The organism is Picosynechococcus sp. NKBG042902 (genome assembly GCF_963864045.1).
Taxonomy (GTDB): domain Bacteria; phylum Cyanobacteriota; class Cyanobacteriia; order Cyanobacteriales; family MRBY01; genus MRBY01.
In genome coordinates this window covers 112,394-138,043 of the sequence record NZ_CAWLTV010000074.1, presented here as the reverse complement: position 1 = coordinate 138,043, position 25,650 = coordinate 112,394, and the positions used below count along the sequence as shown (strand labels likewise).

26 protein-coding genes are annotated in these 25,650 nt (G+C 50.4%); 13 read left to right on the top strand and 13 right to left on the bottom strand.

Annotation, left to right across the window (positions count from 1 at the left end):
- Window positions 1-75: 75 nt before the first annotated feature.
- From tilS to pipX, 8 genes are all read right to left on the bottom strand, one after another.
- Window positions 76-1,104, bottom strand: coding sequence for a tRNA lysidine(34) synthetase TilS (gene tilS, locus AACR41_RS12625; RefSeq protein WP_045441609.1), 1,029 nt, complete (start codon window positions 1,102-1,104; stop codon window positions 76-78).
- A gap of 53 nt (window positions 1,105-1,157) precedes the next feature.
- Complete coding sequence (locus AACR41_RS12620; protein WP_045441606.1) at window positions 1,158-2,915, bottom strand: KGK domain-containing protein; 1,758 nt, start codon at window positions 2,913-2,915, stop codon at window positions 1,158-1,160.
- Between the two features lie 146 nt (window positions 2,916-3,061).
- The gene (gene ccsB / locus AACR41_RS12615; protein ID WP_012307531.1) at window positions 3,062-4,078 is read right to left on the bottom strand and encodes a c-type cytochrome biogenesis protein CcsB; all 1,017 of its coding nucleotides are present in this window, start codon (window positions 4,076-4,078) and stop codon (window positions 3,062-3,064) included.
- A 91-nt stretch (window positions 4,079-4,169) separates the two neighbouring features.
- On the bottom strand, window positions 4,170-5,327 hold the full coding sequence (gene cofH / locus AACR41_RS12610; RefSeq protein ID WP_030006431.1) for a 7,8-didemethyl-8-hydroxy-5-deazariboflavin synthase subunit CofH: 1,158 nt from the start codon (window positions 5,325-5,327) through the stop codon (window positions 4,170-4,172).
- On the bottom strand, window positions 5,324-6,133 hold the full coding sequence (proC, locus tag AACR41_RS12605) for a pyrroline-5-carboxylate reductase (RefSeq protein ID WP_030006430.1): 810 nt from the start codon (window positions 6,131-6,133) through the stop codon (window positions 5,324-5,326). Before proC ends, cofH begins: the two co-directional genes overlap by 4 nt.
- A gap of 154 nt (window positions 6,134-6,287) precedes the next feature.
- Complete coding sequence (locus AACR41_RS12600) at window positions 6,288-6,872, bottom strand: cell division protein SepF (RefSeq protein ID WP_030006429.1); 585 nt, start codon at window positions 6,870-6,872, stop codon at window positions 6,288-6,290.
- A gap of 418 nt (window positions 6,873-7,290) precedes the next feature.
- Complete coding sequence (locus tag AACR41_RS12595) at window positions 7,291-7,959, bottom strand: YggS family pyridoxal phosphate-dependent enzyme (RefSeq protein WP_030006428.1); 669 nt, start codon at window positions 7,957-7,959, stop codon at window positions 7,291-7,293.
- A gap of 43 nt (window positions 7,960-8,002) precedes the next feature.
- Window positions 8,003-8,272, bottom strand: a complete 270-nt coding sequence (gene pipX, locus AACR41_RS12590) for a transcriptional coactivator PipX (protein ID WP_012307526.1) — start codon at window positions 8,270-8,272, stop codon at window positions 8,003-8,005.
- Between the two features lie 280 nt (window positions 8,273-8,552).
- Here pipX and miaB point away from each other — a divergent pair, with 280 nt between their 5' ends.
- The 4 genes from miaB to AACR41_RS12570 all read left to right on the top strand — a co-directional run bounded on the left by miaB (window position 8,553) and on the right by AACR41_RS12570 (window position 11,317).
- A complete protein-coding gene (gene miaB / locus AACR41_RS12585; RefSeq protein ID WP_030006427.1) occupies window positions 8,553-9,908 on the top strand; it encodes a tRNA (N6-isopentenyl adenosine(37)-C2)-methylthiotransferase MiaB in 1,356 nt (451 codons plus the stop codon).
- 5 nt (window positions 9,909-9,913) lie between these two features.
- The gene (locus tag AACR41_RS12580) at window positions 9,914-10,390 is read left to right on the top strand and encodes an MEKHLA domain-containing protein (protein ID WP_030006426.1); all 477 of its coding nucleotides are present in this window, start codon (window positions 9,914-9,916) and stop codon (window positions 10,388-10,390) included.
- Window positions 10,391-10,393: 3 nt separating this feature from the next.
- Window positions 10,394-10,651 carry a hypothetical protein gene (locus tag AACR41_RS12575; protein ID WP_030006425.1) on the top strand — a complete coding sequence of 86 codons (258 nt, stop codon included), beginning with the start codon at window positions 10,394-10,396 and terminating at the stop codon, window positions 10,649-10,651.
- Between the two features lie 81 nt (window positions 10,652-10,732).
- A complete protein-coding gene (locus tag AACR41_RS12570) occupies window positions 10,733-11,317 on the top strand; it encodes an HD domain-containing protein (protein ID WP_030006424.1) in 585 nt (194 codons plus the stop codon).
- Between the two features lie 49 nt (window positions 11,318-11,366).
- On the opposite strand, the gene petA is transcribed toward AACR41_RS12570, so the two are convergent.
- Both petA and petC read right to left on the bottom strand, forming a co-directional pair.
- Window positions 11,367-12,344, bottom strand: a complete 978-nt coding sequence (petA, locus tag AACR41_RS12565) for a cytochrome f (protein WP_030006423.1) — start codon at window positions 12,342-12,344, stop codon at window positions 11,367-11,369.
- A 51-nt stretch (window positions 12,345-12,395) separates the two neighbouring features.
- Window positions 12,396-12,938 carry a cytochrome b6-f complex iron-sulfur subunit gene (gene petC / locus AACR41_RS12560; protein ID WP_012307519.1) on the bottom strand — a complete coding sequence of 181 codons (543 nt, stop codon included), beginning with the start codon at window positions 12,936-12,938 and terminating at the stop codon, window positions 12,396-12,398.
- Between the two features lie 226 nt (window positions 12,939-13,164).
- Here petC and AACR41_RS12555 point away from each other — a divergent pair, with 226 nt between their 5' ends.
- From AACR41_RS12555 to AACR41_RS12540, 4 genes are all read left to right on the top strand, one after another.
- Window positions 13,165-13,476 (top strand): DUF3067 family protein, encoded by a 312-nt coding sequence (locus AACR41_RS12555; RefSeq protein WP_030006422.1) that lies wholly within the window; start codon window positions 13,165-13,167, stop codon window positions 13,474-13,476.
- The gene (locus AACR41_RS12550; protein ID WP_030006421.1) at window positions 13,461-14,009 is read left to right on the top strand and encodes an AMIN domain-containing protein; all 549 of its coding nucleotides are present in this window, start codon (window positions 13,461-13,463) and stop codon (window positions 14,007-14,009) included. The genes AACR41_RS12555 and AACR41_RS12550 overlap by 16 nt, the downstream gene beginning before the upstream one ends.
- Before the next feature lie 228 nt (window positions 14,010-14,237).
- Window positions 14,238-15,182 (top strand): FHA domain-containing protein, encoded by a 945-nt coding sequence (locus AACR41_RS12545; RefSeq protein ID WP_223209874.1) that lies wholly within the window; start codon window positions 14,238-14,240, stop codon window positions 15,180-15,182.
- Window positions 15,152-15,904, top strand: a complete 753-nt coding sequence (locus AACR41_RS12540) for an adenylate/guanylate cyclase domain-containing protein (protein ID WP_339367642.1) — start codon at window positions 15,152-15,154, stop codon at window positions 15,902-15,904. The genes AACR41_RS12545 and AACR41_RS12540 overlap by 31 nt, the downstream gene beginning before the upstream one ends.
- Here the strand turns inward: AACR41_RS12540 and ispD are convergent.
- A complete protein-coding gene (gene ispD / locus AACR41_RS12535; RefSeq protein ID WP_030006420.1) occupies window positions 15,901-16,596 on the bottom strand; it encodes a 2-C-methyl-D-erythritol 4-phosphate cytidylyltransferase in 696 nt (231 codons plus the stop codon). The genes AACR41_RS12540 and ispD overlap by 4 nt on opposite strands.
- A gap of 82 nt (window positions 16,597-16,678) precedes the next feature.
- On the opposite strand from ispD, the gene AACR41_RS12530 reads away from it, so the two are divergent.
- From AACR41_RS12530 to recQ, 5 genes are all read left to right on the top strand, one after another.
- Complete coding sequence (locus AACR41_RS12530) at window positions 16,679-17,638, top strand: glycosyltransferase family 9 protein (RefSeq protein ID WP_030006419.1); 960 nt, start codon at window positions 16,679-16,681, stop codon at window positions 17,636-17,638.
- Window positions 17,631-18,224, top strand: a complete 594-nt coding sequence (locus AACR41_RS12525; RefSeq protein WP_030006418.1) for a D-glycero-alpha-D-manno-heptose-1,7-bisphosphate 7-phosphatase — start codon at window positions 17,631-17,633, stop codon at window positions 18,222-18,224. Before AACR41_RS12530 ends, AACR41_RS12525 begins: the two co-directional genes overlap by 8 nt.
- A 119-nt stretch (window positions 18,225-18,343) precedes the next feature.
- Window positions 18,344-20,317: a molecular chaperone HtpG gene (gene htpG, locus AACR41_RS12520; RefSeq protein WP_030006417.1), complete on the top strand. Its 1,974-nt coding sequence runs from the start codon at window positions 18,344-18,346 to the stop codon at window positions 20,315-20,317.
- Window positions 20,318-20,434: 117 nt separating this feature from the next.
- Complete coding sequence (locus AACR41_RS12515) at window positions 20,435-21,070, top strand: exopolysaccharide biosynthesis protein (protein ID WP_030006416.1); 636 nt, start codon at window positions 20,435-20,437, stop codon at window positions 21,068-21,070.
- 22 nt (window positions 21,071-21,092) lie between these two features.
- Complete coding sequence (gene recQ, locus AACR41_RS12510) at window positions 21,093-23,231, top strand: DNA helicase RecQ (RefSeq protein WP_030006415.1); 2,139 nt, start codon at window positions 21,093-21,095, stop codon at window positions 23,229-23,231.
- A gap of 11 nt (window positions 23,232-23,242) precedes the next feature.
- Here recQ and AACR41_RS12505 read toward each other — a convergent pair whose 3' ends face one another.
- Together AACR41_RS12505 and AACR41_RS12500 are read right to left on the bottom strand one after the other, a co-directional pair.
- Window positions 23,243-24,031 (bottom strand): tetratricopeptide repeat protein, encoded by a 789-nt coding sequence (locus AACR41_RS12505; RefSeq protein ID WP_030006414.1) that lies wholly within the window; start codon window positions 24,029-24,031, stop codon window positions 23,243-23,245.
- Between the two features lie 55 nt (window positions 24,032-24,086).
- Window positions 24,087-25,649 carry a phospholipase D-like domain-containing protein gene (locus AACR41_RS12500; RefSeq protein ID WP_030006413.1) on the bottom strand — a complete coding sequence of 521 codons (1,563 nt, stop codon included), beginning with the start codon at window positions 25,647-25,649 and terminating at the stop codon, window positions 24,087-24,089.
- Window position 25,650 lies beyond the last annotated feature (1 nt).

The following is a 25,650-nucleotide window of genomic DNA, read 5'->3' as shown; positions in this document are numbered from 1 at the left end:
ACTCCGTGAAACTACTGAAAAACTGCGGAAGATGACCTTTTAAATTCTTTCCAAAGACTCCCTAAATCTACGGAATTAATAGTCTTTGGTCTGCGGCGGATAATGATCTTGATTATTAGTTGATTTGGGTAAATTTGATTTTAGTGCTTCCGGCACAAGCCATTCTCCCATGACTTGCAGTTGAATTTTACCGGGTAAAGTGCTGAGGCGATCGCCATTGCAGCCATGGATCAACTCGACTGTAGCGCTAATTTGGGCGAAGGTGGGCATTTTGGGCAAAATCCGCTGGAGGTATTGCCGGATAATCCGGCGTTGGAGGGCAATGTGTAAGGGCTGTAGGACAAGGCGATGGAGATGTTGCTGGGGAGTTAGGGCTTGCTGGAGATATTGTTGGGCGATCGCCTCAAGGTAGTCATTTTCATCCTGCAAAATGAGCGCTGTTTGGGCAAGGTGTTTATCGGCTTGGGTGTTTAATGTCCGTAAATGGGGCAAGATTTGCTGGCGTATTTGGTTGCGTTTAAAGCGCATTTGTTGATTGAAAGGATCAAAACACACAAGCAGATTAAATTGTCGGCAAAATTCCCCCGTTTCCTGCCGCGTAATTGTCAACAAAGGACGCACCAGTTTGACCTTGTCGGAGAGCGATCGCCGTTCGGTGAGACTGCCTAGACCAGCCGTCCCCGCCCCCCGCACCAGGTTATATATTAAGGTTTCTGCACGGTCACTTTGAGTATGACCCGTCACCACATAGGCCTGATCGAGTTGTTCTGCTAAGTGAGTTAGGGTTTCATAGCGCCAGCGGCGTGCCGCATTTTCTGTTTCTGGGAGAGAAGACGCCGCGCGGCAGAGGTAAAAAGGTAACTGCCATTGTGCCCCCAGAGTTTGTACGTGGGCGGCAATCTCTTCATCACCGGGCCAGCCATGGTGACAATGGGCGATCGCCAAGGACCATTGCCAATGGCGTTGTAAGTCCAGCATCAACCGACTTAAACACACAGAATCCTGCCCGCCGGAGACAGCCATGATGAGCTTGGCCCCTGCAGGCAATAAATTTGACTCCTTCAAATGTTGGTGTAGCCGCGCGTGTAAAGGACTCCAGTTCATGGAATCATCGATCTACTAATACGCCCATAGGATCATTACCTTCGTATCCAGGCTTATGGCTTTTTACGAAACATCGCAACATTAATAAACTGGCCCAGATCATCCTCCGATGCTTGGGTATTTTTGGTGCTTGAAACTTCTGAGTCATCAAAAAGATCGTCTAAATCGAGATCACTATCCTCGGATAATGGCTCTTCTGCCTCATCTAAAGACAACTCCAAATCCCCTGACAGATCATCTAGACTTTCGGCGTCCTGACCTGTAAACACCGCAAACGGATCATCCGCCTCTGAAACATCCTCCTGGGTTGGTGCTTGATCTTCTGCCACCTCTCCAAAGGGATTAGGGGCCTCAAGAGAATCTGTTTCTAGGGCTTCAGGAGTACTTTCTGTATCCATCTCCGGTAGATCTTCTGGTAGATCTAAAGTTTCTAAATCACCAGTCTCAGGGGTTGGGCTCTCTTCCAATAGGGATTGGAATAAATCGTCTTCCTCTGGAATCTGCTCCGGTTCATCAAACAGGTCTGTAAGGGCCATTTCCTGTTCTTCAATGCTATCGACGGTGATTGCAGTTGGCTCATCGTCGTCGGCAAATTCATCTAAATCTAAATCAAGATCAAAATCGCCCTCCTCTGTATCACCAAACAAATCATTGAGATCTTCGTCAGAAATTGCTTCATTTAGCGCATTAGCTGGTGTGTCTTCCGCAAACAATGTCTCTAAATCATCGGTTTCTTGAAGCTCAGCTTCTACCTCGGAAGTTTGTTGCTCTGGGGATTCAGAAGTTTCTTGATCAAAAATATTTTCTAAAAACTCTTCATCCGGCTGCACCAGGGTCTCTTGAAAAACAATGGTTTCTTTACCATTAACGGTGGACTTTTCAACGGGTTCTGAGGTGCTAGTCGAGATATTCTCCTCACCGTGATCAGCTTCTGGGGCGATCCCGGTAAAATCTGCCTCGGGAGTCATTGCCTCGGCAAAGTCTGGCGTCTCTTCTAATTCCCCTGGGTCTAGGTCTTCTGAGAAGGTATCAGTGACTCCCGCAGTTTCCTCTGATGCCGTGTCAGGCCCATGAATCTCAGGTTCTGCTTCGGCAACAGCAGCATCAAAATCAAAGTCTTCTTCCCCGAACAGATCATCAAGGTCGTCGATTGGTTCTGCCAAGTCTGCTTCGGCCGTGTCGCTAGATTCTTCAAAAAGGGCCTCAAAATCATCCAGGTCATCCTGATCAGAGAAATCAGCACCATCGGCAGTTGCTAGATTTAAATCTTCTAAATCTGCACTAACATCTTGGGGTTCTACCTCCATGTCCGGCAGGTCAAGGTCTGGTAGATCTGTCTCTGGGGTATCAGATGCAGAATCATCAAAATCCAAACCAAGGTCAGCAAATTCTGCTTCGTTAAACTCTAGTTCCAAATCATCAAAGTCTGATTCTGATTCAGAAGTCGTAGAGGCAGTCGCACTAGGGAAATCACTGGCAGCTACCGAAGGAAGGAGATCAGCAGCTGCCTTAGGCTTTGGGTCTGCGCTTGCCTCCCCACCGTCTTCTTCGGCAAATTCAAGGTGTAGCCTGACTTTTCCTTTGACCCAACCAGAGGCACCAAACCGCAGCACATCACATTCAATGCCGTTATCCGTTAACCAATCAACGGTTTCTTCGGTGAGTCCCCCCAACCCTTGTTCTAGCAAGAGTTGCTTTAAGGCGACGGCGAACTCGTCAACGCGAAAAGTGCTATGGCCGATTACAAAACGGGATTCGCTATTAATCGACAGCACTTCACCGCTGCTCAGTGGTTGAAAGTTTTTGCTCACGGTTATTTCCCCACAGTGTCAAAATAGTTAGGTCATCAAGCTAAAAGAGGGTTCGGGCGGATTGATCACAATTCCCGCCTTTGTGTCTTATTTTAATCGGGCTTTTCCTACGGAAATGTCTTTTTCTCTTTAAAATTTACGGATTTTTAGAAAAACCAACCGTAGGAATGCAATCCTTTACCAAGAATATTGACCCCTAGATAACATACCCAAACGACGAAAAAACCTGCCGCTGCGAGAAAGGCGGGTTGTCGACCTTGCCAACCCCGGGTGATACGGGCGTGTAAATAAGCGGCAAAAACTAACCAAGTGATGAGGGCCCAGGTTTCTTTGGGATCCCAACTCCAATAGGAACCCCAGGCTTCGTTGGCCCAAACGGCACCGGCAATAATCCCAATGGTCAAAAGCGGAAATCCTAGGCCAATGATGCGGTAGCTGATGTTATCGAGGGTATCGGCAAGGCTCAACATCTGGGGACTGAGAGCTGGGGTCGTAGTGAGCTGCTGGAGGTCAGGGGATGCTAGGACGGCAGTATTACCGTTACTTTGGGGTTCGGTTTTCTGAAAAGCGACTACGGTCACTGGGGTTTCGTCGGTGGTGTTTTGGGGCTGGCGGAGTCGATAGCTACCATTACCAACGGAACTGCCCCGCAATTCAATTTTCTGGCCTTTGGTGACAATTAAAAAGGCGATCGCCAGTAAAGATCCCACCAACAATGCGGCATAGCTAATCATCATCACACTGACATGCATCATCAGCCAGTTGGATTTGAGAGCCGGAACAAGAGGGGCTGAATTTTGCATTTCCGCCGGAAGAGAAAGGGCCGCGAAAGCCGTGATCCCCATGGCAACCGGAGCAGTAATCACACCGACCCAACGACTGCGACTCATCCATTCGGCGACGAGGTGCATGGTAGTTACCCCCCAGGCGAGGAAAAAGAGCGATTCGTAAAGATTGCTGAGGGGGAAATAGCCGGCTTCTAACCAACGGGCTCCCAGGAGGGTGGCCATGCAGAGATTGGCGATCGCCACGCCGAGGGTGCCTAAACCGGTTAAGCCCGGAATGTTCGGAAACGCAGCCCCGCCCCAGTAGAGGAGCATCGTCAAGAAAAGAACCAGAAAAGAAGTGTTATCTAAAAGGCTTTGGAGTGCGACCAAATCCATTGTGCGATTCTCCTAAAAAAATATCGATCAAAAAAGCTTGGACTTTTAGCGGACTGTAATTAAAAAATTTTTATCGTTACTTACTTTCCCATTAGATCATATCGGCTGAGCTCCCCCGACGGCTATGTCGATCCTGATAGAGGGTGGTACGTTCTGCGGGAAGGCGATCCACTGAGGCGATCGCCGTTCGTAGCTGAGAGACCGTTAAACAGGTTCCCCCTTGGGCCCCCGCCATGGTTGTAATGTGCTCTTCCATGAGGGTGCCGCCCAAATCATTGCAGCCCCAACGGAGGGCAGTGGTGGCCCCCCCTAAGCCCAGTTTGACCCAACTCGGCTGGTGATTGATGATCCATTTGCCAAGGAAGAGACGCGCCACTGCCGTTAATAACAGGGTTTTCTGTAGATCTGGTTGATCCCGGCCCACTTTTTTGCGGAGTACCTGGGGCGCGGCTTGACCAACGAAGGGCAACAGAATAAATTCGGTAATTTTAGCGGGTTTACCCTCGGCGATCGCCTGTTGTTGCAGTTGCCGGATCTGGTCTAAATGTTGTACCTGGTGCAATGGTGTTTCGATGTGGCCACAGAGCATTGTGCTGGTGGTCGGTAGTCCCAGGTGATGGGCTGTACTGACAATTTCTAGCCACGTTGCCGCCTTTAATTTTTCGGGGCAAATTTGACGACGAATCTGATCGTCGAGGACTTCTGCCGCCGTACCCGGTAGGGAACCAACGCCAGCGTCCTTGAGGGCAATGATTACATCCTGGAAGGACAGCTGATCCTCGCGGGCAATAAATTCAATTTCCTGGGGAGAAAAGGCGTGGAGATGCAAACCCGGAAAAGCATCCTTCAAAGCAGCAACCAAATCGAGGTAGTAGTCGAGCGATCGCCCATTGCGTTTCGCCTGGGGATTTAACCCCCCCTGGATGCACAGTTCCGTTGCCCCCTCCGCCCAGGCCGCCGCTGCTTTTTCCTGGAGTTGTGCTTGATCGAGCCAAAAGGAATCTGGATCTCCCGCATCCCGTCGAAAGGCACAAAAGTGACAGTGCTGCTCACAAATATTAGTGAAGTTTAGATTGCGGTTCACCACGTAGGTAACGGTTTCCCCACAAAGCGTCTGTCTGAGGGTATCAGCTGCCATGCGGATACTTTCGATGGCCTCCGGCTCCGTTTGGGAAAGGAGGAATACTCCGGCCTCAACCGTGAGATCAACACCGGCGATCGCCGCATCTAGTACCTGCAGTAACTTCATCCTTGGCCTAACTCGACAGAACGGGCCTTCGCCGCGGTAACAGCAGCAATGACCCCTGAGCGAAACCCGTGGGCTTCAAGGGCCGCAACACCAGCGATGGTAGTGCCCCCCGGACTGGTTACCCGATCTTTGAGTTGAGCGGGATGTAATCCGGAGGTTTGGAGTAATTCCGCCGTTCCCTTGACCGTTTGGAGGGCGAGTTGTTGGGCTGTGGCCCGGGGCAAGCCTGCCGCAACGCCGCCATCGGCGAGGGCTTCTACCATCAAGGCCACAAAAGCCGGGCCAGAGCCAGAAAGTCCAGTTACCGCATCCATCAGAGACTCTGGTACTGCCACCACTTCACCTACGGCCCCAAAAATTTGTTTTGCGAGGGCGACCTGGGCCTCTGAAACGCGATCCCCAGGGACGATCGCCGTCATCCCTTGGCCAATAATCGCCGGTGTATTCGGCATTACCCGTACCACTGGATAGTCTCTAAAACCGTCTTGTAACTGAGCCAGGGTCACCCCAGCGAGGATTGACAACACAAGGGGGCGCGTTGATAGCTGTTGACCTTGGATTTCGGTACTGACTTGGTTGAAAATTTGCGGCTTGATTGCCAACATCAGAACCTCAGAGGCGATCGCCGCTTCCTGGTTACTGGCCGTGACACCCACCTGATATTCCTGCTGTAAATAAGCCCGCCGTTCCGCCACAGGTTCACTCACAATCACATCTGCTGGCAAGTAAATTTGTTCCTTGAGGAGCCGTGCCAGGAGGGCCTCTCCCATGACACCACCGCCAATCATGCCGAATTTTGCCGCCATTTTAATTCTTCACATTCATCCCTGAAATGACGCATTCATCTTGACTGATTTTTTCCCAGAAGGCAAATGCAGCGCACCAAAAAGGGGACAGAAAATCTATCCCCAAAATTTGGCGATCGCCTTAGACCTTACAGCGTTTTTGTTGGGCCAATTCTTATTGAGCCTGGGCCATCGGTGTCATCTCATCACTCCAAGCGGGAGCAGGGGCCGCTGGGCGAGCCGGGGTGGCAGGAGTTTCTTCGCGGCTTAAGCTATTTGTGACTTGTACACAATTCGGTGTGAAGAGGAAAATGCTATCGCCAATCCGTTCTTGGTGGCCATCAATAGCAAAGGTTCCACCCGCAACAAAATCTACTGCCCGCTGTGCTTCGTCGGGATCCATCATGTTGAGATTGAGGACAATGGAACGTCGATCCCTAAGGGCTTGGATAATTTGAGGCATTTCTTCAAAGGAATGGGGCTCACAAACAACCACTTCAGCCGGGGAGTTACTGACGCCAGGGAGGCCGATGACATTGTTACGAGTGGGGGTGGTGTTAGAGTTCATGGCAAAGTTAGAAGCAACGGTAGGGTTTTCAGGTAGACGACGGGGGGCAGGCGCACTCTCTTCGGGCAAAGGGGTGGGCATTTCAGCAGGATAGAGGGCATGATAATCGTTGTTATCAATTTCCCCTTCATAGTATTCTTCGTATTCTTCTGGTTCGCTGAAGCCTAGGAAGTTACGTATGCTGTTGAACATGGGGCTAAATATCCTTGGTTATAGGGTTTTCAATATTGATTGATGATATGCTTCGTCGGCTTGGTAGATGGTGGGCAACATCTCCAAAAATTGTTTGTCCAGGATATAAGGCTCGAAGGGTGAAGAGACTTGACCAAGACTTAGGTAATTTTGAGCATATTCTAAGGGATGAATTATCTAGGGTTTCGCCAATTTAAAATTCTTAAGCTTAGCGATCGCCTTGGGACATATGGCTTATTTTGCCCTAAAAGTGAAGTTTTGGAGAATCGACATTGATAAGATTTTGTGAATCGAACATTGCAAATTCTAGATATTTTTCATCAATAGATTTGTTGCAAGAGGATCAATTTCAAAATTTTTTATAGAACTGCGGCCATTCACTGGGGTGATCAACAAATTTTTCAGCGGTTAGATTGGCTTATTCCCGTGCCCCAAAGATCCCCTGGCCAACGCGAATCATTGTTGCTCCAGCCCCGATCGCCAGGGGATAATCACCGGACATTCCCATGGATAATTCTGTTAATTGCTCCGGTAAGCTTGCCATTTGATTCAGTTGTTCCCTGAGGGAAAATACTTGTTCAAAGGCCATCTGGGTCTCAGCGCGAGAAAGCCCCAGGGGAAGAATTGTCATTAAACCCTGAAGCTTGAGGTGTTGACAGGTGGCGAGGTGCGGTAGATCGCTCAGGAGTTGGGGAATTTCCCAGCCAAATTTATTAGGGTCAGGCAGGGGTTTGATTTGTAAACAGCAGCGGGCTGGATTTTCTAAATCGGCGGCGTACTGATCCAGTTTTTGGGCGAGGGCGAGACTATCGACGGTATGAATCCAATCGAAAAGGGCGATCGCCTTTTTTGCCTTATTTTTTTGCAGATGGCCAATAAAATGCCACCGGATATCCGGCAAGTCCTCTAATTCCGCTTGTTTTTGCTGGGCTTCCTGGAACCGATTTTCGCCAAAATCTCGAATTCCCGCCGCGTAGGCCAGGCGAATTTTTGCCGCAGAGTGGGTTTTGCTAACGGCGATCAGGCGCACCTCCGGGGGGATTTCTTCCCGTAGTCGGGCAATATTTTCGGCGATCTCATCTGACATTACTAAAAAAATGACCCGTAAATTTTAGACTCAACTAACTCGCTTATTGGAACGTCCGTTTATAGAGCGCCTGTAATACCTGAAACTCAGCCATGGCACCGGATCGGCGTACCTGACGCAGGCGATTTTCCATTTTTAACCGGGCATCCATCCGGGTGACCGACTCAAAACTCATGCCATTGGTATCTTGGTGCACAATGAAAAATAACCGCTGGGCATAGAGCGTTGTAAATAACTCTTGCTTGTCTTCCAGTTCACAAATCCGAAAGAGCATCCCAAATGTCGGGTGATTAAAATAAGATTCCGTATTCATCCAAATTTTAGCGAGTTCACCAATAGCCACAAAGCACCCTTTCTTTTTCGGTTTTCGACCACAAAAAATCAGAGGCTAGCTTTGCTGTAATCAAAAATACACATCAAAAATATTAGACATAGTATATAGGCAAGGCTCCCCCTGGGATAGCGTGATCCAGAGTTTTCACAACTCACATCGAGGTTTTGGCGGATTCACATCCCCATCTCCCACAAGCGAAACCTAAATTGGTAGAATAAAAAGCTGCTAATTTGCCTAGCCCATTATTTTTGAAACGACCATGACTAAGCCTCGTCAATATCACATTACCACTTTCGGTTGTCAGATGAACAAGGCCGACTCTGAACGTATGGCAGGCATCCTCGAAGAGATGGGCTATCACTTCACCGAAGATCCCTATGCTGCAGATCTCGTCCTCTACAACACCTGCACGATTCGGGATAATGCGGAACAAAAAGTTTACTCTTACCTCGGTCGTCAGGCTAAGCGGAAACAAGAAAAACCCGACCTCACCCTGATCGTCGCTGGTTGCGTCGCCCAACAGGAAGGAGAAAGTCTCCTGCGCCGTGTCCCGGAACTGGATCTGATCATGGGGCCTCAACATGCCAACCGTCTCCAGGATTTGTTAGAGCAAGTTGAAGGGGGAAGTCAGGTGGTGGCGACGGAGCCAATCCATATCGTTGAAGACATTACGAAACCCCGGCGAGACAGCACGGTTACGGCCTGGGTCAATGTGATCTACGGCTGTAATGAGCACTGCACCTATTGTGTTGTCCCTGGGGTACGGGGCACGGAACAATCGCGCTATCCAGAAGCGATCCGGGCAGAAATGGAAGAACTAGGGCGACAAGGGTTTAAGGAAGTCACGCTCCTCGGTCAAAACATCGATGCCTATGGCCGGGATCTACCGGGTACCACAGCGGAGGGCCGGAATAAATATACCCTCACTGACCTTTTATATTACGTCCACGATGTGCCGGGCATTGAGCGGATTCGCTTTGCCACCAGTCACCCCCGCTACTTTACGGAACGCTTGATTAAGGCTTGCCAGGAGTTACCCAAGGTTTGTGAGCATTTTCATATTCCTTTCCAGTCTGGGGACAATGAGGTGCTTAAGGCGATGCGACGCGGTTATACCCACGAAAAATATCGCCGCATTATCAATACCATTCGGAGTTATATGCCCGATGCTTCCATTAGTGCGGATGCGATTGTGGCGTTCCCCGGAGAAACGGAAGAGCAGTTTGAAAACACCCTCAAATTGGTGGATGAGATTGGTTTTGATCAATTAAATACGGCGGCCTATTCTCCCCGACCCGGCACCCCCGCCGCCACTTGGGATAATCAATTGTCAGAGGAAGTAAAAGGCGATCGCCTTCAACGTTTGAATCATTTGGTCGCCCAAAAAGCAGCGGAACGCTCCCAACGCTATGCCGGACGGATCGAAGAAGTGCTTGTTGAAGATCAAAATCCGAAAAATCCGAGTCAGGTTATGGGACGGACCCGGGGCAACCGCCTCACCTTTTTTGAGGGAGAGATTAACGAACTCAAAGGAAAAATTGTTGCGGTCAAAATCACCGAAGCACGGGCCTTTAGCCTAACCGGAGAAGCCGTTGAAGCCCTCGTAACTGCCTAGATACTATGACCACTCAACCTTGGCTCACCCCAGCGGCGATCGCCCAAGTGCAGCTTATTTTGGATAGTTATCACCATTGGTTTGGGGCGGATTTGATTGATCGCAGTGAATCCCCCCAAAAGCAGGCGGCGATTTTATTTGACGCGCCGCTGGTGGTATTTTCCCATGGCACGGAGGCCGACCCAATTTATAACTATGGTTCTCGTCTCGGTTTAGAACTTTGGGAACGGTCTTGGGAGGAGTTGTTACAGATGCCCTCTCGACAATCGGCGGAACCTTCGGCACAGGTACAGGCAGAGCGCAATCAATTGTTAGCGAGCAGCCGTAGTTATGGGTTTAAAACGGGTTTTTCGGGGGTGCGCATTACCAAGAGCGGAAAGCGGGTACGGATCGAGGATGTTAAGCTTTGGGACTTACTCGACCCGGCGGGGAATTACCGGGGGCAGGCTGCCGTATATTCTAAATGGACAGATTTAGATTAGGACATGAAAGAGCAATTTACCCTGTGGTTAGATCGTCTATTGGTCGCGGATGTGTTTATGGTGTTATTCGCCTTTTTTTGGTTTGCGATCGCCTTAGTTGGCCGCTCATCGGGGGTTAATCTGGGCTGGGATTTGTGGTATTCCCTCTGGGAGCCTGTGTTTACGCCAGCCATTGGTATTTTGATGTTGGGGGCAATCCTCAGTTGGGTGGTGAAAAAACTGGGTCTCTGGTTTGGTGACAAATCCGATGAACTGTCTTAATTCTCTTCCCCATTAATGAGGCACAATCCTGCCTAGTTCATTGGTTAGGATTGGTGCAAATGCAACCTAGGCATTAAGTTGATGAAACTCTCTGACCGATTTTCTGAAGCGCTGGTTTTTGCGGAAAAATTGCACCGTCAGCAAGTGCGTAAAGGTTCTGGCGTTCCCTATGTGGCCCATCTCCTGGGGGTTGCCAGTTTAGTGCTCGAAGCTGGGGGTGATGAAGACGAGGCGATCGCCGCCCTGCTCCATGATGCCATCGAAGACCAAGGGGGATGGGAAACCAGAGCTTTAATCTGTGAAAAATTTGGCGAGCGGGTGGCAACCATTGTCGAAGGCTGTTCCGATAGTTTTGATGGTGAAAAAAAGAAGCCTTGGCGGGAACGCAAAGAAGCTTACCTCCAGCATCTACGAACAGCTTCAGCCTCAGTGCACCTCGTTGCCATGGCCGATAAACTTTACAATGCCCAATCTATTTTGCGGGATTACCAACGGATCGGTGAAGCTCTCTGGCCCCGTTTTAAAGGCGAAAAAGAGGGCACCCTTTGGTATTACAACTCACTTTTGAAAATCTTCGATTTATCCCATCCCCTCGCCCAGGAATTGCACCGCACGATGGAAACTTTGAAAACATTGATCGCGGCAAATCAAGCACATCAGCAATAAAAAAGACAGACCGGAGTCTGCCTTCGCACAATTTTAAATTTCTTGTAATTTAGAAGTCGAGTTGGCCAGCGGCTTGAACCCGTTCTACCTGTTTCTTCTTCAGAACGAGGAAGATTTGAGTCAACATAATCCCAGCAACAAAGGCCATGTAGCCATAGATGCGAGCGGGATTCTGGAGGACAACTTCTGTATCTTTTTGGCCAAATCCACCGACGTTGGGGTTGTTCGTGAGGGCTTCACCAGCGGCGATCGCCTGACCTTCAGAAACAATCACTTCGGGGCCAGCCGGGATCGTATCGATCACTTCGCCCGCTTCAGTGGAAATGGTGATATCAGTGCCCGCAGCCTCATTCACCGCAATATTGGTGATGGTGCCGGTAGCAGACGCTTTAAATTGATTGTTATTGCTTAGTTCACCAGTGGGATAAACCTGACCACGGCCACGGTTCGCACCGAGGTGGACTGCATATTTACCGTAGTTGATGTTCTTATCGGTTTTCGGATCGGGGGAGAGTACCGGGAAAACGATCTCTTCGTATTGATCACCGGAAATCGGCCCAATGATCACAACGTTTTCTTGATCCGGAGCGTAGGACTGGAAGTAGAGACCTTCGGTTTTTTCCTTCAGTTCGTCGGAGAGACGATCAGCGGGCGCAATTTTGAAACCGTCAGGAAGCATCAAAACAGCACCAACATTGAGGCCACCCTTGGAGCCGTCCCCTAGAACTTGCTGTTGGCTGTGGTCATAGGGAATTTTGACAACGGCTTCAAAAACTTGATCGGGTAAGACAGACTGGGGAATTTCCACCTCTGCTTCTTTGGCAGCGAGGTGACAGTTAGCACACACGATCCGACCCGTTGGTTCGCGGGGCGTTTCTGGCGCGGTTTGCTGGGCCCAAAAGGGATAGGCGGCAGCGGCTTGCGGGAAAAGGGCGTCACTGGCGAAAAATAAACCAAAGGTGGCGATCGCCACGAGGCAGGCAGTTTTTAGCCGTTGCCAGATTGCCATCAGTTCAGGTGTTTTCATCGTAAATTTTTACAAGCGTTTTCTCTAATGGATGAACCCATATGGGGGTTTTTAGGCCCACCAAGGAGCTTCGTCAGTACGGAAATCGGTTTCTGTCCAGTCGGTGAAGGAGATCTTGTCATCTTCAGTCACTTCCGCATGGACAAGGGCCAAGGATAAGGGGGCCGGGCCGCGGACAACTTTCCCGGTTTCGTCATACTGAGAACCGTGGCAAGGACACATGAATTTATTTTCAGCGGTATTCCAAGGGACGACACAGCCAAGGTGGGTACAGATGGCGTTGATCCCATAGCTGGAGATGGTGTTATCTCCTTCGACAACTACATAGGTGGGATCCCCTTTGAGGCCTTGGGCCAAGGAGCGATCGCCTGCGGTGTGAGTTTGGAGATAGTCGCTAACGATAATGTCATTACCGAGGGCATCTTTAGCAATCACGCCACCACCAGCGCCACCACTAGAAGGAGGAATAAAATATTTAATAACGGGATATAAACCACCGAGAGCCGTTCCCGCCGCCGTCCCCACCCAGAGGAGGTTCAAAAATTGGCGACGACCTAGATCTGGAACATCGGAGGAACCTGATAATTGAGTCATAATCAGAGCCTTTTTGTATAGTTATGTAAGCGTTTCTACAATACTTCCTATGAAGAATATCATCCAAATGGCGAGCAAAGATGGCGTTTTACCTGAGCTTGAGCCTTAGTTGGTTGCCGAATAGCCTTTAAAAAGGTTAACAAAGTTTTGTAGATAAATTATTACAGATCGGCTGAGATTAAGCTTTTGGCCACAGAAATGTCAATGGCTACAGGAGGACTGGGCGATGAATGGTGTAGAACTACGGGAACTTTTGTGGCGTAAATGGGGACGATCCTATGACATCCAACTGCGACAAATTAAGGGGGAATGGTATCTCCAGGTGATGTGGAAATATTTGGAACAGGTTTCTTTTCCCCTCTCGGAGGCTCAATATGAGGAACATCTCCAGGCGATCGCCACTTATTTAGGGGAATGGGGTGTGAGTCAACAAGTCCATACTTACCTCGAAGAAACCACAGAACGCCCCAGGGTCGGCAAAGCAATTAGTATTCGTTTGGAATTGGGAGAACGGGCCTCAGAATGGCTGTTGGGTTAATCCAAAAATATTTTAATCAGAGTGTCTGTGTAGTGCTGGTGTTGGTAGCCGGACTGAGCCACAGCCCCAAGGCGATCGCCGATCTATCGCCAGAGTTACCCCCCCTCCAAGACTGGGCCTTTGACCCCCAAACACAGCAACTCCGCCTCCAAACCGCCCCAACGACGATTCCCCAATATTCTCGCCTCAGTAATCCGACTCGTCTGATCATTGACCTGACCGATACCCGCTGGCCCGCTGCCACCTTGACCCAGGCCTACGACGGCACTATTCGCCAACTGCGCATTGGCCAATTTAATGACCGCACCACCCGCATTGTTTTAACTTGGACTGGGGAAATTCCTCCCACTTGGTCGCCCACCTTCCAACGCTTGCCCCAAGCCGATGGCTCTGTAGTGTGGCGCTTTGAATTTCAAGGGGCGATCGCCAGTGCAGATCTGACCGAAAACTTGCCTTTCACATTTCCCCCGGCCCTATTACCCCCCACCCAGGCGATACCGATCCAATTGCCCCCATTGCCAGAACTTCCTTAACGGTTTGTGGCGATCGCCACTATCTTTAGACAGAAAAATATCCTCCTTGGGCTACACTCAGGGATGAATCTCCGCTTCGGGCGCTGACTTTTTATGACAAGCCGAGCAAAATTTCCCCTTGTTTTCTGAACTTCCGTGGGCAGAATTCCCCTGTCATCGCTTTGACTATTTAAATTCAGCAATTTTTTTCGCAGGCCACTGGCACGTGTTATTTCCCGTGAAACTCCTATGACTGATCTGCAACTCCGCATCCAAGCTGAGGGCTACCCAGAACGTATTGTGGTGGTCGATCAAGGGGAGTTTGTGATCGGTCGCTTGCCTGAATGTAGTCTCTCGCTACAGATGACCCAAATTTCCCGGTACCACGCCCGGATCAAACGGCGACAACAAGCTTGGGTTTTAGAGGACTTGGGCAGCACCAATGGCACATATCTTAATCACGTCCGGATTACTGAGCCCCAAACGATCCGCCAAGGAGATTTAATCCGTCTGGGCCATGCCTCAATTTTAGTCACGTTCCAGAATGTGACCCTCGATGAAACGACAGATCTACAGGCCGACCCATGGGGATCGGGGCGCACCATTCTCCGTAACGCCGAAGATCTCAAGGAGCAATGGCTACAGGGGGAAGAAGGCTATGGTCATCAGCCCCACACGGAAACGGCGATCGCCCGCCTCAAGGAGTTGGTGGACATTGTGAAACAACTTAGTTCTGCCGAATCCATTGAAGCTATTTTTCGCCTGACCCGGAATGTTATTTTTCAGGAATTGCCAGGCTTAGAACGGCTGGCGCTGCTCATTGATATTCGGGGCAATGGCAAATTAGAACTCCTCAGTGCTGCGGCCCAGAGTCTCCCGGATAATCACCCGGCCATCCGCACCAGTGCTTGGATTAGTCAATCGGTCTGCCAAAAGGTTTTTAAAGAAAGAGTTGCCCTCAAATCCGTAGATGCCCAGAGCGACCAGCGCTTTGCGGGGGAAGATAGCATTTTGGCAAAGGGGATTCGGGGAGTGTTGGCGGTGCCCCTATGGGATCAAACAAAAGTGGTGGGAGTTCTGTATGGTGATGCCCACTTGAAGTTAGATGAATCAGAACCGTTAACCGATGATGATTTAAGTTTTTTTCGACCATTGGTCATCTGTTGGCGGCCAGTGTGCAACGGTGGTTGCTGAGCCGTCGTCTCCAGGAACAGGCTCAAATTCGTCAAAAACTAGAGCGTTACCATTCGCCTGCGGTGGTACATCAATTAATTTCGGTGGGGGCGTTAAAAAATGGGCGACTCCCCCCTAGGGAAGCGGAAATCAGTATTTTATTTGCAGATATCGTTAATTTTACGCCCATTGCGGAGCAGTCTTCCCCCAGTGCCATTGCGGATTTGCTGAACGTTTTTTTTGAGGAGATGCTCCACTCGGTATTTGCCCAGGGGGGAACCCTCGACAAGTTTATTGGCGACTGCATTATGGCGTTTTTTGGGGCACCAGAACCCCAGATCGACCATGCTGAACGGGCGATCGCCACCGCCATGGGGATGCTCAACCGCCTTGATCAACTAAATTTACAAAATATTTGGCCCCAACCGATTCAACTGCGGGTTGCGATAAATAGCGGCAAGGCTTTTGTGGGCGATGTGGGCAGCTCCCAGCGGGTGGACTACACGGTTCTGGGGGGAACGGTGAATCTTGCCGCCCGCCTTGAGACCATTTGTCCGCCGGGGGAATGTGTGATCACCGATGCGACATATCAAGCGATTGGCGATCGCCACCAGGATTTATTTATTCCCATGGGTGCCGGGCGATTTAAAGGCATTGACCGCCCCATCCAGGTTTACCGTACCCAACGGCACCGCCACCCCAAACCGCTACCGTTAAAAAGCACCGAGGTTTCCAGCTCCTAGGTTTTTGGCATTTCATCACGGCTCTGCAAAATAAATTCGGCGATCGCCAAGTCCCCCGGCGTCGTAATTTTGAGGTTTGTTTCTTCCCCAGAGACAATTTTCACAGGCAGACCACAACGCTCGAACAAAGCCGCATCGTCCGTCACTTCCCAACCCAGGGTTTTGCCTTTTTCGTGGCAATCCTTGAGGCGCTGCACCGTAAACCCCTGGGGCGTCTGGGCAGCCCAGAGATGTGCCCGCTCCGGCGTCTCTTTGACCCAACCTTGTTCATCTACCACCTTAATGGTGTCCTTGACGGGGATCGCCGCAATTAAGCCCTCACAGGTTTCTAGGGCCGCTGCACAGCGATTAAATAGTGCTGGGGTGGCCAAACACCTCGCCCCATCGTGGATCAACACCTGGGTTGCCTCTGGAGGAAGGGCTTGTAGGCCGTTATAAACTGACTCTTGGCGAGTTTTGCCACCTCGAATCAGTTGGACAGGCTTAGAAAGCTTTAAATCGGCCAAAATTGCCTCAAAGTCCGGAAAATCTAAAGGCTGTCCCATGATGCCAATCCAGGCCACCGCATCCGCCGCCGCCGCTGCCTGGAGCGTCCAACTAAAGAGCGGTTTATCCTGTAGTGTCATCAGCAGTTTGTTGCGATCGCCGCCCATCCGTTTGCCGACGCCCGCCGCAGGCAATAACAAGTGCACCATGGCTTTTCCCTAAGTTACTAAACGTTTCCGCCTATTCTCTTCTAAAATGATGCTGGATACGTAAGTTTATACCCCCAAGATGCGCATACTAGCCCTAGTTCCCGGAGGAGTTGGCGACCAAATCCTCTTCTTCCCGACCCTCGCTGATCTCAAGGAACGTTATCCCGAAGCCATGATTGACGTTCTGGTCGAACCCCGTGCCAAGGCAGCCTATCGCGTCTGTCCCCAGGTTCATGAAGTGCTGACCTTCGACTTTAAAGATCGCAATGGCCCGGCTGACTATCTCAATATTCTCGGCACCATCCGCGATCGCGAATACGAAATTGCCCTCTCCCTCGGCAAAAATTGGGCTGTGGGCTTCCTGCTCTGGCTGAATGGAATTCCCACCCGCGTGGGCTACAAAACCGCAACATCTTGGTTTATCTCCAACCCAGCCCCCCTCAACGAAAACCAATACGCAGCGGCCCTCTACCACGATCTCCTCAAAGGCTTAGGCATTGACACCGATTGTCCATCCCCCAGTATCACAGTGCCCAATGGGGACATTCAGTGGGCGGAAGGGGAGCAAAAACGCCTGGGCTTAACCGAGGGGTATATCCTGATCCACGGTGGTGCCAGTCAACTCTCCCAAGCCAAGGGCATCAACAAACTCTACCCTGTGGCAAATTGGCAACCGATCATTGAAGATATCCAGAGCAAGCAACCAAATCTCCCGATTGTCTTGCTCCAAGGCCCGGACGATGCCCCTTGGGTCACGGAACTCATCGCCCTTTATCCAGCGCTAAAGGTGACACGGCCTGAGGATATTGGTAAAGCAGCAGCCATGATTGCCGGGGCCAACTTGATGGTTTGTACAGATAGTGCGCCGATGCACCTGGCCGCCGCCGTGGGGACTTACACCATTGCTCTCTTTGGTGCGACCCACGCCGAAAAGCTCTTACCGCCAAAGAATGATAAATTGATTGGCATCCAGTCTCCCACTGGAAAAATGGCAGATATTCAACCCAAAGACGTATTGGCTCAAATTTGGCGTGGCTAAACCAGCAGTTTTCCTTGATCGTGATGGTGTCCTTAACATCGAAGCAGGATATATTCACACCCTCGAAGACCTGAATCTAATTCCAGGGGTGGCGGCGGCTGTGCGATCGCTCAACGATCAAGGAATTTTTTGCTGCTTGGTTTCCAACCAATCGGGGCCAGCCCGGGACTACTACGGCATTGACCATGTAGAAGCCCTCCACACCAGACTGTGTACCCTCCTAAACCAAGAAGCAGCGGCCCACCTCGATGCGCTGTATTATTGCCCTTATTTAAGCCAGTCAGCCGGGGGCACCCACCCAGACTTTACCCAGTGGGGCACCTGGCGCAAGCCGAATACGGGAATGTTGGTGACAGCGGCCTGGGAACATGATTTAGATTTACGCCGTAGTTTTATGGTGGGGGACAAGGCGACGGATATTGACCTCGCCCACAACGCTGGCCTCCGGGGAATTTTGGTCCAAACAGGCTACGGTAAAAAAGTCCTCAGCGGCAAGTACCAACACCACACCAAGCCCGATTATGTCGCCAAGGATCTCCAAGATGGGGTGAATTGGGTATTACAACAGCTCCAAAAGAAGCCATAGGAATCAGGAAAATACGGAAATCCGCATCTGGGGATGGGGGCGATCGCCGCCTTGAGGTTTTCCCAAGTTCCGGCAAAATAGAGGACGAATCCTTAGACCAAGTTGGAAGCATACGACCTATGGCAGTCCTCGAAAAAGGCAATATTACAATCCATACCGAGAATATTTTCCCGATAATCAAAAAATCTCTGTATACCGACCACGAGATCTTTTTACGGGAACTCATCTCCAATGCCGCCGATGCGATCACCAAGCGAAAAATGGCAAAAATGGCCGGTGAAAGTAGCGTTGATGTGCCCGATGGGGAAATCATTATTGACGTTAATAAGGAGAAAAAACAACTCTCCATCACCGATAACGGCATTGGGATGACCGCCGAAGAAATTAAGAAATATATTAACCAAGTCGCCTTTTCGAGTGCCGAAGAATTTATTCAAAAATATGGCAAGGATGCGAACGATTTAATCGGGCATTTTGGTTTAGGGTTTTATTCCGCCTTTATGGTGGCCACCCAAGTAGAAATTAATACCCTTTCCTGCAAAGATGGTGCGGAAGCGGTTCATTGGAGCTGTGATGGTTCCCCCGAATTTCAACTGAGTGCCAGTGACAAAACCAGCATCGGCACGACCATTACCCTCACCATGATGGATGAGGAAACAGAATATTTAGAATCCCAACGGATTCGCCAATTGGTCAAAACCTATTCTGATTTTATGCCCGTTGCCATTCGCTTTGAAGGGGAACAAATCAACAAACAGCGGGCCATTTGGAAAGAATCTCCCCAGAATTTAACCGACGAAGATTACCTCGAATTTTATCGCTATCTTTATCCTTTCCAAGAAGACCCATTACTGTGGGTTCACTTGAATACGGACTATCCTTTCTTGCTCAATGGCATTCTCTATTTTCCGAAATTGCGCCCGGACATTGATGTTACTAAAGGACAAATTAAGCTGTTCTGTAATCAGGTTTTTGTCAGTGACCATTGCGAAGAAGTCATTCCTGAATTTCTGATGCCGTTGCGGGGCGTTGTGGACAGCACCGATATTCCCCTCAATGTTTCCCGCAGTGCCTTAACAAACCACCGGACAGTGCGCCGCATCTCCGATTACATCGCCAAAAAAGTTGGCGATCGCCTGAAGTCCCTCTACAACGAAAGCTATAGTGACTACGTTAAAAGTTGGGAAGATGTCGGCACCTTTGTGAAGTACGGTAGCATCCGCGATGAGAAGTTTAAAAAACAAGTCGAAGACATCCTCATTTACCGCACAACCCACCAACCAGAAACAGCAGCGACAACGCCGAAAGTAGAAGTACAGGGCAATGACGGTGATGTATGGGAAGACGTGAAATCCGAAGACACCCAGGCAACGTCTACGGCCCCCTACACAACCCTCAAGGATTATTTAGAGCGCAATAAAGAAAAGCACGAAAATCGCGTTTTTTATTGCACCGATCCCAGCACCCAGGGCACTTACATTGAACTGTACAAAAACCAAGGTTTAGAAGTCCTTTACATGGACTCCTTTATTGATACCAATTACTTCATTCCTTTCCTAGAACAGGAATACAGCGATGTGAAGTTTTCACGGGTGGACTCGGAGCTAGATCAAAGCCTCGTAGAAGACGATAAGGCCAGTGAAATTGTTGACCCGAATACCAACAAAACCCGTGGCGACGTCATTAAAGAGTTGTTTGAAAAGGCGATTGGGAAACCAAAGGTCAACATCAAAACCCAATCGATTAAATCCGCAGAAACAGCGGCAACGCCCCCGGCAATGGTGCTTTTACCAGAGGCCATGCGACGTCTGCAAGAGATGACGGCGATGATGCAACAGACGGCAATGCAATTCCCAGAAGATCATGTGTTGATGATTAATTTGTCGCACCCCTTGATCGAAAATATTTACCAACTCAGCCAGGGTTCAATTATCCAAGCAGATGGCAAAGCCTCCAACCAGGAAACCATCGATATGATGTGTCAGCACGTTTATGATTTGGCATTAATGGCCCAGAAGGCCTTTGATGCGGAGGGGATGAAAGCGTTTGTGGAACGTTCTAACCAAGTGTTGACCCGTTTAACCCAGAAGTAAGTCTTCATTTAATTTGCTCGACGATCTCCCCCCGGTGGGGAGATTTTTTTGTAAACACAATTAACGGACGGGCATTGCGCTATGCTCAGTAGCTGTCCCTCTGCGTAACATTTGGCTATGGCTCGCCTCTCCCAAGAATTGCACCGTTATTTTTTTGAAGAAGACCGTGGTGAAACCGTTAGTTTAGCCCAGGCGATCGCCCTCGCAGAGGAAAAAGTCTTTGGGGTCATTTTGCTACTGTTGGCTTTTCCGTCGGCCCTGCCAATTCCGGCCCCAGGCTATTCGACGCCCTTTGGGATTTTAATTTTTGCGATCGCCCTCCAGTTGATTTTTGGGCGGAAAAAACTCTGGCTTCCGGTTGCTTGGCAACGAAAAACCGTCAAAACGACCATGGCCCAGGGCATCCTGAAAAAAGGTCTCCCTTGGCTCAAAAAAATTGAGGCGATCGCCCACCCCCGATTTCCCATCGTTTGCCAGAGTCGCCTGGGTCGCACAGTTATGGGTTGTACCATTGCCCTGATGGCCACCTCGATGATGATCCCCATTCCCGGCACCAATACCCTCCCGGCCATGGCGATTTTCCTCACCGCTTTTGGCCTCCAAGAGGACGATGGCTTGATCAGTGGCGCTGGGGTTGTTTTCTCTGTTGTCATTGCCGTGCTGATGGTGTCCGTCATTTATGTGTTCTTCAACGGTGGCCTCAGCCTATTGGATCTGCTCAAAGACTGGGTCACGGTACGATTAGGGGGCTAGTTGTTTTCGTTTTGTTGCCGCCATGTCCCAGTTCCCATCCCTAGAAGCCGCCCTCAAACACTTCTTCGGATATGACAATTTCCGCCATGGCCAAAAGGCGGTCATTACCGCTGCCCTGGAAAACCGCGACGTCCTCGCCCTGATGCCAACAGGAGCGGGCAAGTCCCTTTGTTTCCAACTGCCCGCCCTGCTGAAACCGGGGTTGACGGTGGTGATTTCTCCTTTGATTGCCCTAATGCAGGATCAAGTCGATGCCCTGACAGACAATGGCATTGGTGCAACTTTCCTAAACAGTACCCTCAACCTCGATCAAGCGCGATCGCGAATCCAGGCAATTTTTAACGGCAATATTAAACTGCTCTACGTTGCCCCAGAACGGCTGTTTAACGAGGGCTTTCAGCAACTGCTCACAGATGTAGATCAGACCATTGGCCTTGCTGGTTTTGTGGTGGATGAAGCCCACTGTGTTTCAGAATGGGGCCATGATTTTCGCCCAGAATACCGCCAACTGAGTCGCATCCGGAGACGCTACCCCCGGACTCCTTGCCAGGCATTTACTGCCACCGCCACCCAACGCGTCCGGGAAGATATTATTGATCAACTTGCCCTACAGAACCCCAGTTTTCACTGCACCAGCTTTAATCGCCCCAACCTTTATTACGAGGTTCTTCCCAAAGACCGGAAAAGTTATACGCAACTGCTGCGCTATGTTCGTCAACGGCGTGGGCAACCGGGAATTATCTACTGTTCTAGCCGCAAAAAAGTAGACGAGTTGGCCGATCGCCTCAAACAAGATGGCGTTAAAGCCTTGCCCTACCATGCAGGACTGGCCGATCGTTTACGGGCGGATTATCAAGAGCAATTTATCCGGGATGATGTGCCTGTGATGGTCGCCACCGTTGCCTTTGGCATGGGCATCAACAAACCCGACGTGCGCTTTGTGGTGCATTATGATTTACCGACCAATTTAGAACGCTATTACCAAGAGTCGGGTCGTGCGGGTCGGGACGGGGAGCCTGCCCACTGTACTCTGTTCTATCGGGCAGGGGATATTAAAAGGGCCGAATATTTCATTGAACTCAAGGAAGACGAACAGGAAAAACGAATTGCCTACCAGCAACTGCAAAAGATGATCGACTATGCCGAGGGGATCGATTGTCGGCGGACGATCCAACTGAGCTATTTTGGGGAGCAATTTCCGGGGGACTGTGGCGGTTGCGATAATTGCCAGAATCCTCGCCCCGTCGAAGATTGGACGATTGAGGCCCAGAAGTTTTTATCCTGTGTTGCCCGCTGTCGAGAACGCTATGGCATGACTTACATTATCGATGTGTTGCGGGGTTCCAAGAAAGAAAAAATTATTCAAAACGGGCACCACCAACTGTCTACCTATGGCATTGGCCTCGACCACCCTAAGGAAGCATGGAAAAATTTGGGGCGATCGCTCCTACATCAGGGCTTGATGACCGAAACAAGCGATGGCTATCGGGTCTTGAAGCTCAACGCTCGCAGTTGGGAGATTCTGCGACAACAGAAAACAGTGAAAATTGCTGTGGAACGGCGGCAAACGGCCCAGGAAATTCTGGGGATTTCTGAAAGTCGCCTCGATGCGGAAATTCTTTTTGGGCAACTGCGACAACTGCGGAAACAATTGGCCGATGCAAATTGGGTTGCCCCCTATATGATTTTTTCCGATGCGACCCTCCGGCAAATGGCAACTCGGCGACCCCGCACCCAAGCAGATTTTTGTTTGATTTCTGGGGTAACGAGTGCGAAATACCAGCGTTATGGGGAGCCTTTCCTCACGGCGATTCAGGAATTTTGCGCCAGCCAAGAGCCACCAAAACCCCAGGTCAATGGCACCCAGTTACTCACCCTCCAGCTTTATCAACAGGGCCTTTCGGTCACGGAAATTGCCAAGCGGCGCAGTCTGACGGCGGGGACGATCAACGAGCACCTGGCAACATTACTCCAGAATGGCGAGATTACTGACCTAGACCGCCTCGTAAAACCAGCCGCCCAAGTGGAAATTGAAAAGGCGATCGCCACCGTGGGAGCAGAATCTTTAACGCAGTTGCGGGAGTACCTCCAGGAAAAATACAGCTATGATGCGATTAAACTGGTGCGGGCTAAACTGCTGCAAACTGCAAAATCAGCCTAGAATCTTGAAATTTACTGGAGATTAAGGAAATTATCTAAATCTTCAAGGACTTTCGGTGGAAAGCGACGAATATCCTCTAACCATTCTAAATCCCGGTAACGATCGTCTAAACCCGCTGCGGCCACCCAGTTACTTTCAGCCTCGCCGAATTGATGGTTACCCCAGAGCATCGCCGTCAGGGCCACCCGCGCATCAGCAAACATCGGGTATTTGCGCACCAGGCCTTTCATTCGCTGGATCGCTTGGTTGTTTTCGCCAACTTGATACAGGGCAAGGGCATAACTTTCGGCGGCCCAGGCAAAACGGGGATCCAGTTCCGTTGCTTTCTGGTAGTCCTGGCGGGCCTGTTCCCAATTGCCCAAACTGCCATAAGCATTGCCGCGATTGTGGTAGGCGATCGCCTCTTGGGGATCGAGTTCGATGGCTTTGTCATAGTCGGCGATCGCTTCGCTAAACCGTTGCTGTTGTTCGAGGATCGCACCGCGATTAAAGTAAGGTTCGACTTGGTCTGGGGCCAGGCGGATCGCTTCATTGAGATCGTCGAGGGCTGCATCAAACTGATTTAAACTCGCCCTCGTATTGCCTCGGTTGCTCCAGAGGGCCGGATTTTGGGGAAATGCTTCAATTAAATCGGACCAAATTTTCTCGGCGGTAAACAAATCGCCTTTTTTCGCCGCCTGGATCGCGGTTTGGGTGAGGCGATCGCCTTCAGAGATTTGGGCATTGGTAAGGGCTAGGCTCGGCCAACAAAGGCTAATCCACAGCAGCAGACTACACAGAAAACTAAAAATTGGGCGCATAGATAAATCGCTCAACGGCATTCAGAGAAAGGGCTAAGGGTACTATAACGCGTCTCTACCAAGTGACTTTTCCGGCCAGGTCGGCCGCTTTCTTTTCCCCAATGCCCGACACCCGTTGCAGATCCGTCAAACCAGAGTAGGGACGGCCTTCGATAATTCCTTGGGCGAGGCTGGGGCCAATGCCAGGTAGGGTTTCAAGTTCGATGGCACTGGCGGTATTAAGGTTCACAGGGCCATCGGTGGCGGCTACAGTACAGTCAGCGGGAATCGGTTTTTGTTTGCTGGCGATAAAGGGCGGAATTCCTAGGTAAGCCGTGGTATAAAACTGATCGAATTCAGCTTGAAATTGTTGGGCGATCGCCTCGTTCTGGATAATTAAGAGAGTTTCGTCGTTCTGGTTGTTGGCAGCAGCCGACCAATTGTGGGAGCCGGTAATCACGGTTTTACCATCGATGACAGCGAATTTGTGGTGAAATTTGTCCCCCTTGGGTAATTTCGGCGTGCCGACGGTTTGGATGGGGTTAGCCCAGGGCCGATTAAAGGGGTCACATTTTTCCTTGAGATTCACCCCCAACAGATCCAGTCCATCGCTATATTCCCGAAAGGCAAAACTCGGATCAATTAAGGCGCGGATTGCAGTGCCCGCTTGGGCTTCTTTTTCTAAAATATTGGCGATTTTTTGCTCAGAGAACACGAATAGGGCCAGGCTAATCGACTCTTGGGCTTGGGCGAGGGTGCTGCCAATGAGACCATTGCTCGTATTTTCCCAGGGCTGGGAACTGGAGAAAGGCGAAAACTGAACGGTGACGCGACTGTTACCCACGCTAAAGGTTTGGGGCGGTTCCTGGAGCTTTTGGACGCCAAACTTACGCCCTGTCCACATCTCCTCAAATTCTGCTGTAAAAACCTGGGCGATCACCGCATCTTGGATCCGCATCAGGTGGTTTACATTGCCCCTGGTTTCCGGGTTGGCGAAATCTCCGTGGATGCCGCTTAATGTCCAGTTTGCTGAGCCGGTGATCACCGTTTCCCCATCGACCACCATAAATTTGTGGTGCATCAGGCCGCTCCCTTTGGAACCGTCGGCGGTGTCGTCCAAAATCGGAATCTCTGCCCGTTCTAAAATGGCGATCGCATCGTATTTAGCCGTCTCTGCCGCATCCAAAAAGCCATCTTGGTTTTCGTCGGCGAGGGCGACAAATTCTTGGTATTTTCCCTGATCTCGTTCATCGAGTTCTAAAATTTCTGCCGAATCAGGTGTGGCCCAGGGTTGACGGTAATTATTTTCGACGATGACGCGAATTGTGATTCCCGCAGCGGCTTGGTCGGCCAGAGCTTCAGCTACCAGGGGCAAGTTCAACTCCTGAATCGCAATATCGATGGTGTTTTGGGCGCTGTTAATGCCCTCGATTAGAATAGCTTCGAGGTTATCCCCTGGGCGTTTCAGTTGGCGGTAGGGTTCGGTGTAACTAATACGTCGGCCTTGACGCTGATTAAAATACACCTGAATGGATTCATCCTGGGGCGATCGCCCCCTTCCCCCCTGGCAACCCAGCAGACCAACGGCCAACAGACCCCAAAAAGCGAAAAATGGGCGGCGAGCGGCGGGATTAACCATC

Coding starts and splice junctions, on each gene's coding strand:
- tilS (WP_045441609.1), bottom strand. CDS start 1,104: ATGAACTGGAGTCCTTTACACGCGCGGCTACACCAACATTTGAAGGAG.
- ccsB (WP_012307531.1), bottom strand. CDS start 4,078: ATGGATTTGGTCGCACTCCAAAGCCTTTTAGATAACACTTCTTTTCTG.
- cofH (WP_030006431.1), bottom strand. CDS start 5,327: ATGAAGTTACTGCAGGTACTAGATGCGGCGATCGCCGGTGTTGATCTC.
- proC (WP_030006430.1), bottom strand. CDS start 6,133: ATGGCGGCAAAATTCGGCATGATTGGCGGTGGTGTCATGGGAGAGGCC.
- AACR41_RS12600 (WP_030006429.1), bottom strand. CDS start 6,872: ATGTTCAACAGCATACGTAACTTCCTAGGCTTCAGCGAACCAGAAGAA.
- AACR41_RS12595 (WP_030006428.1), bottom strand. CDS start 7,959: ATGTCAGATGAGATCGCCGAAAATATTGCCCGACTACGGGAAGAAATC.
- pipX (WP_012307526.1), bottom strand. CDS start 8,272: ATGAATACGGAATCTTATTTTAATCACCCGACATTTGGGATGCTCTTT.
- miaB (WP_030006427.1), top strand. CDS start 8,553: ATGACTAAGCCTCGTCAATATCACATTACCACTTTCGGTTGTCAGATG.
- AACR41_RS12580 (WP_030006426.1), top strand. CDS start 9,914: ATGACCACTCAACCTTGGCTCACCCCAGCGGCGATCGCCCAAGTGCAG.
- AACR41_RS12575 (WP_030006425.1), top strand. CDS start 10,394: ATGAAAGAGCAATTTACCCTGTGGTTAGATCGTCTATTGGTCGCGGAT.
- AACR41_RS12570 (WP_030006424.1), top strand. CDS start 10,733: ATGAAACTCTCTGACCGATTTTCTGAAGCGCTGGTTTTTGCGGAAAAA.
- petA (WP_030006423.1), bottom strand. CDS start 12,344: ATGAAAACACCTGAACTGATGGCAATCTGGCAACGGCTAAAAACTGCC.
- petC (WP_012307519.1), bottom strand. CDS start 12,938: ATGACTCAATTATCAGGTTCCTCCGATGTTCCAGATCTAGGTCGTCGC.
- AACR41_RS12555 (WP_030006422.1), top strand. CDS start 13,165: ATGAATGGTGTAGAACTACGGGAACTTTTGTGGCGTAAATGGGGACGA.
- AACR41_RS12550 (WP_030006421.1), top strand. CDS start 13,461: ATGGCTGTTGGGTTAATCCAAAAATATTTTAATCAGAGTGTCTGTGTA.
- AACR41_RS12545 (WP_223209874.1), top strand. CDS start 14,238: ATGACTGATCTGCAACTCCGCATCCAAGCTGAGGGCTACCCAGAACGT.
- AACR41_RS12530 (WP_030006419.1), top strand. CDS start 16,679: ATGCGCATACTAGCCCTAGTTCCCGGAGGAGTTGGCGACCAAATCCTC.
- htpG (WP_030006417.1), top strand. CDS start 18,344: ATGGCAGTCCTCGAAAAAGGCAATATTACAATCCATACCGAGAATATT.
- AACR41_RS12515 (WP_030006416.1), top strand. CDS start 20,435: ATGGCTCGCCTCTCCCAAGAATTGCACCGTTATTTTTTTGAAGAAGAC.
- recQ (WP_030006415.1), top strand. CDS start 21,093: ATGTCCCAGTTCCCATCCCTAGAAGCCGCCCTCAAACACTTCTTCGGA.
- AACR41_RS12505 (WP_030006414.1), bottom strand. CDS start 24,031: ATGCGCCCAATTTTTAGTTTTCTGTGTAGTCTGCTGCTGTGGATTAGC.
- AACR41_RS12500 (WP_030006413.1), bottom strand. CDS start 25,649: ATGGTTAATCCCGCCGCTCGCCGCCCATTTTTCGCTTTTTGGGGTCTG.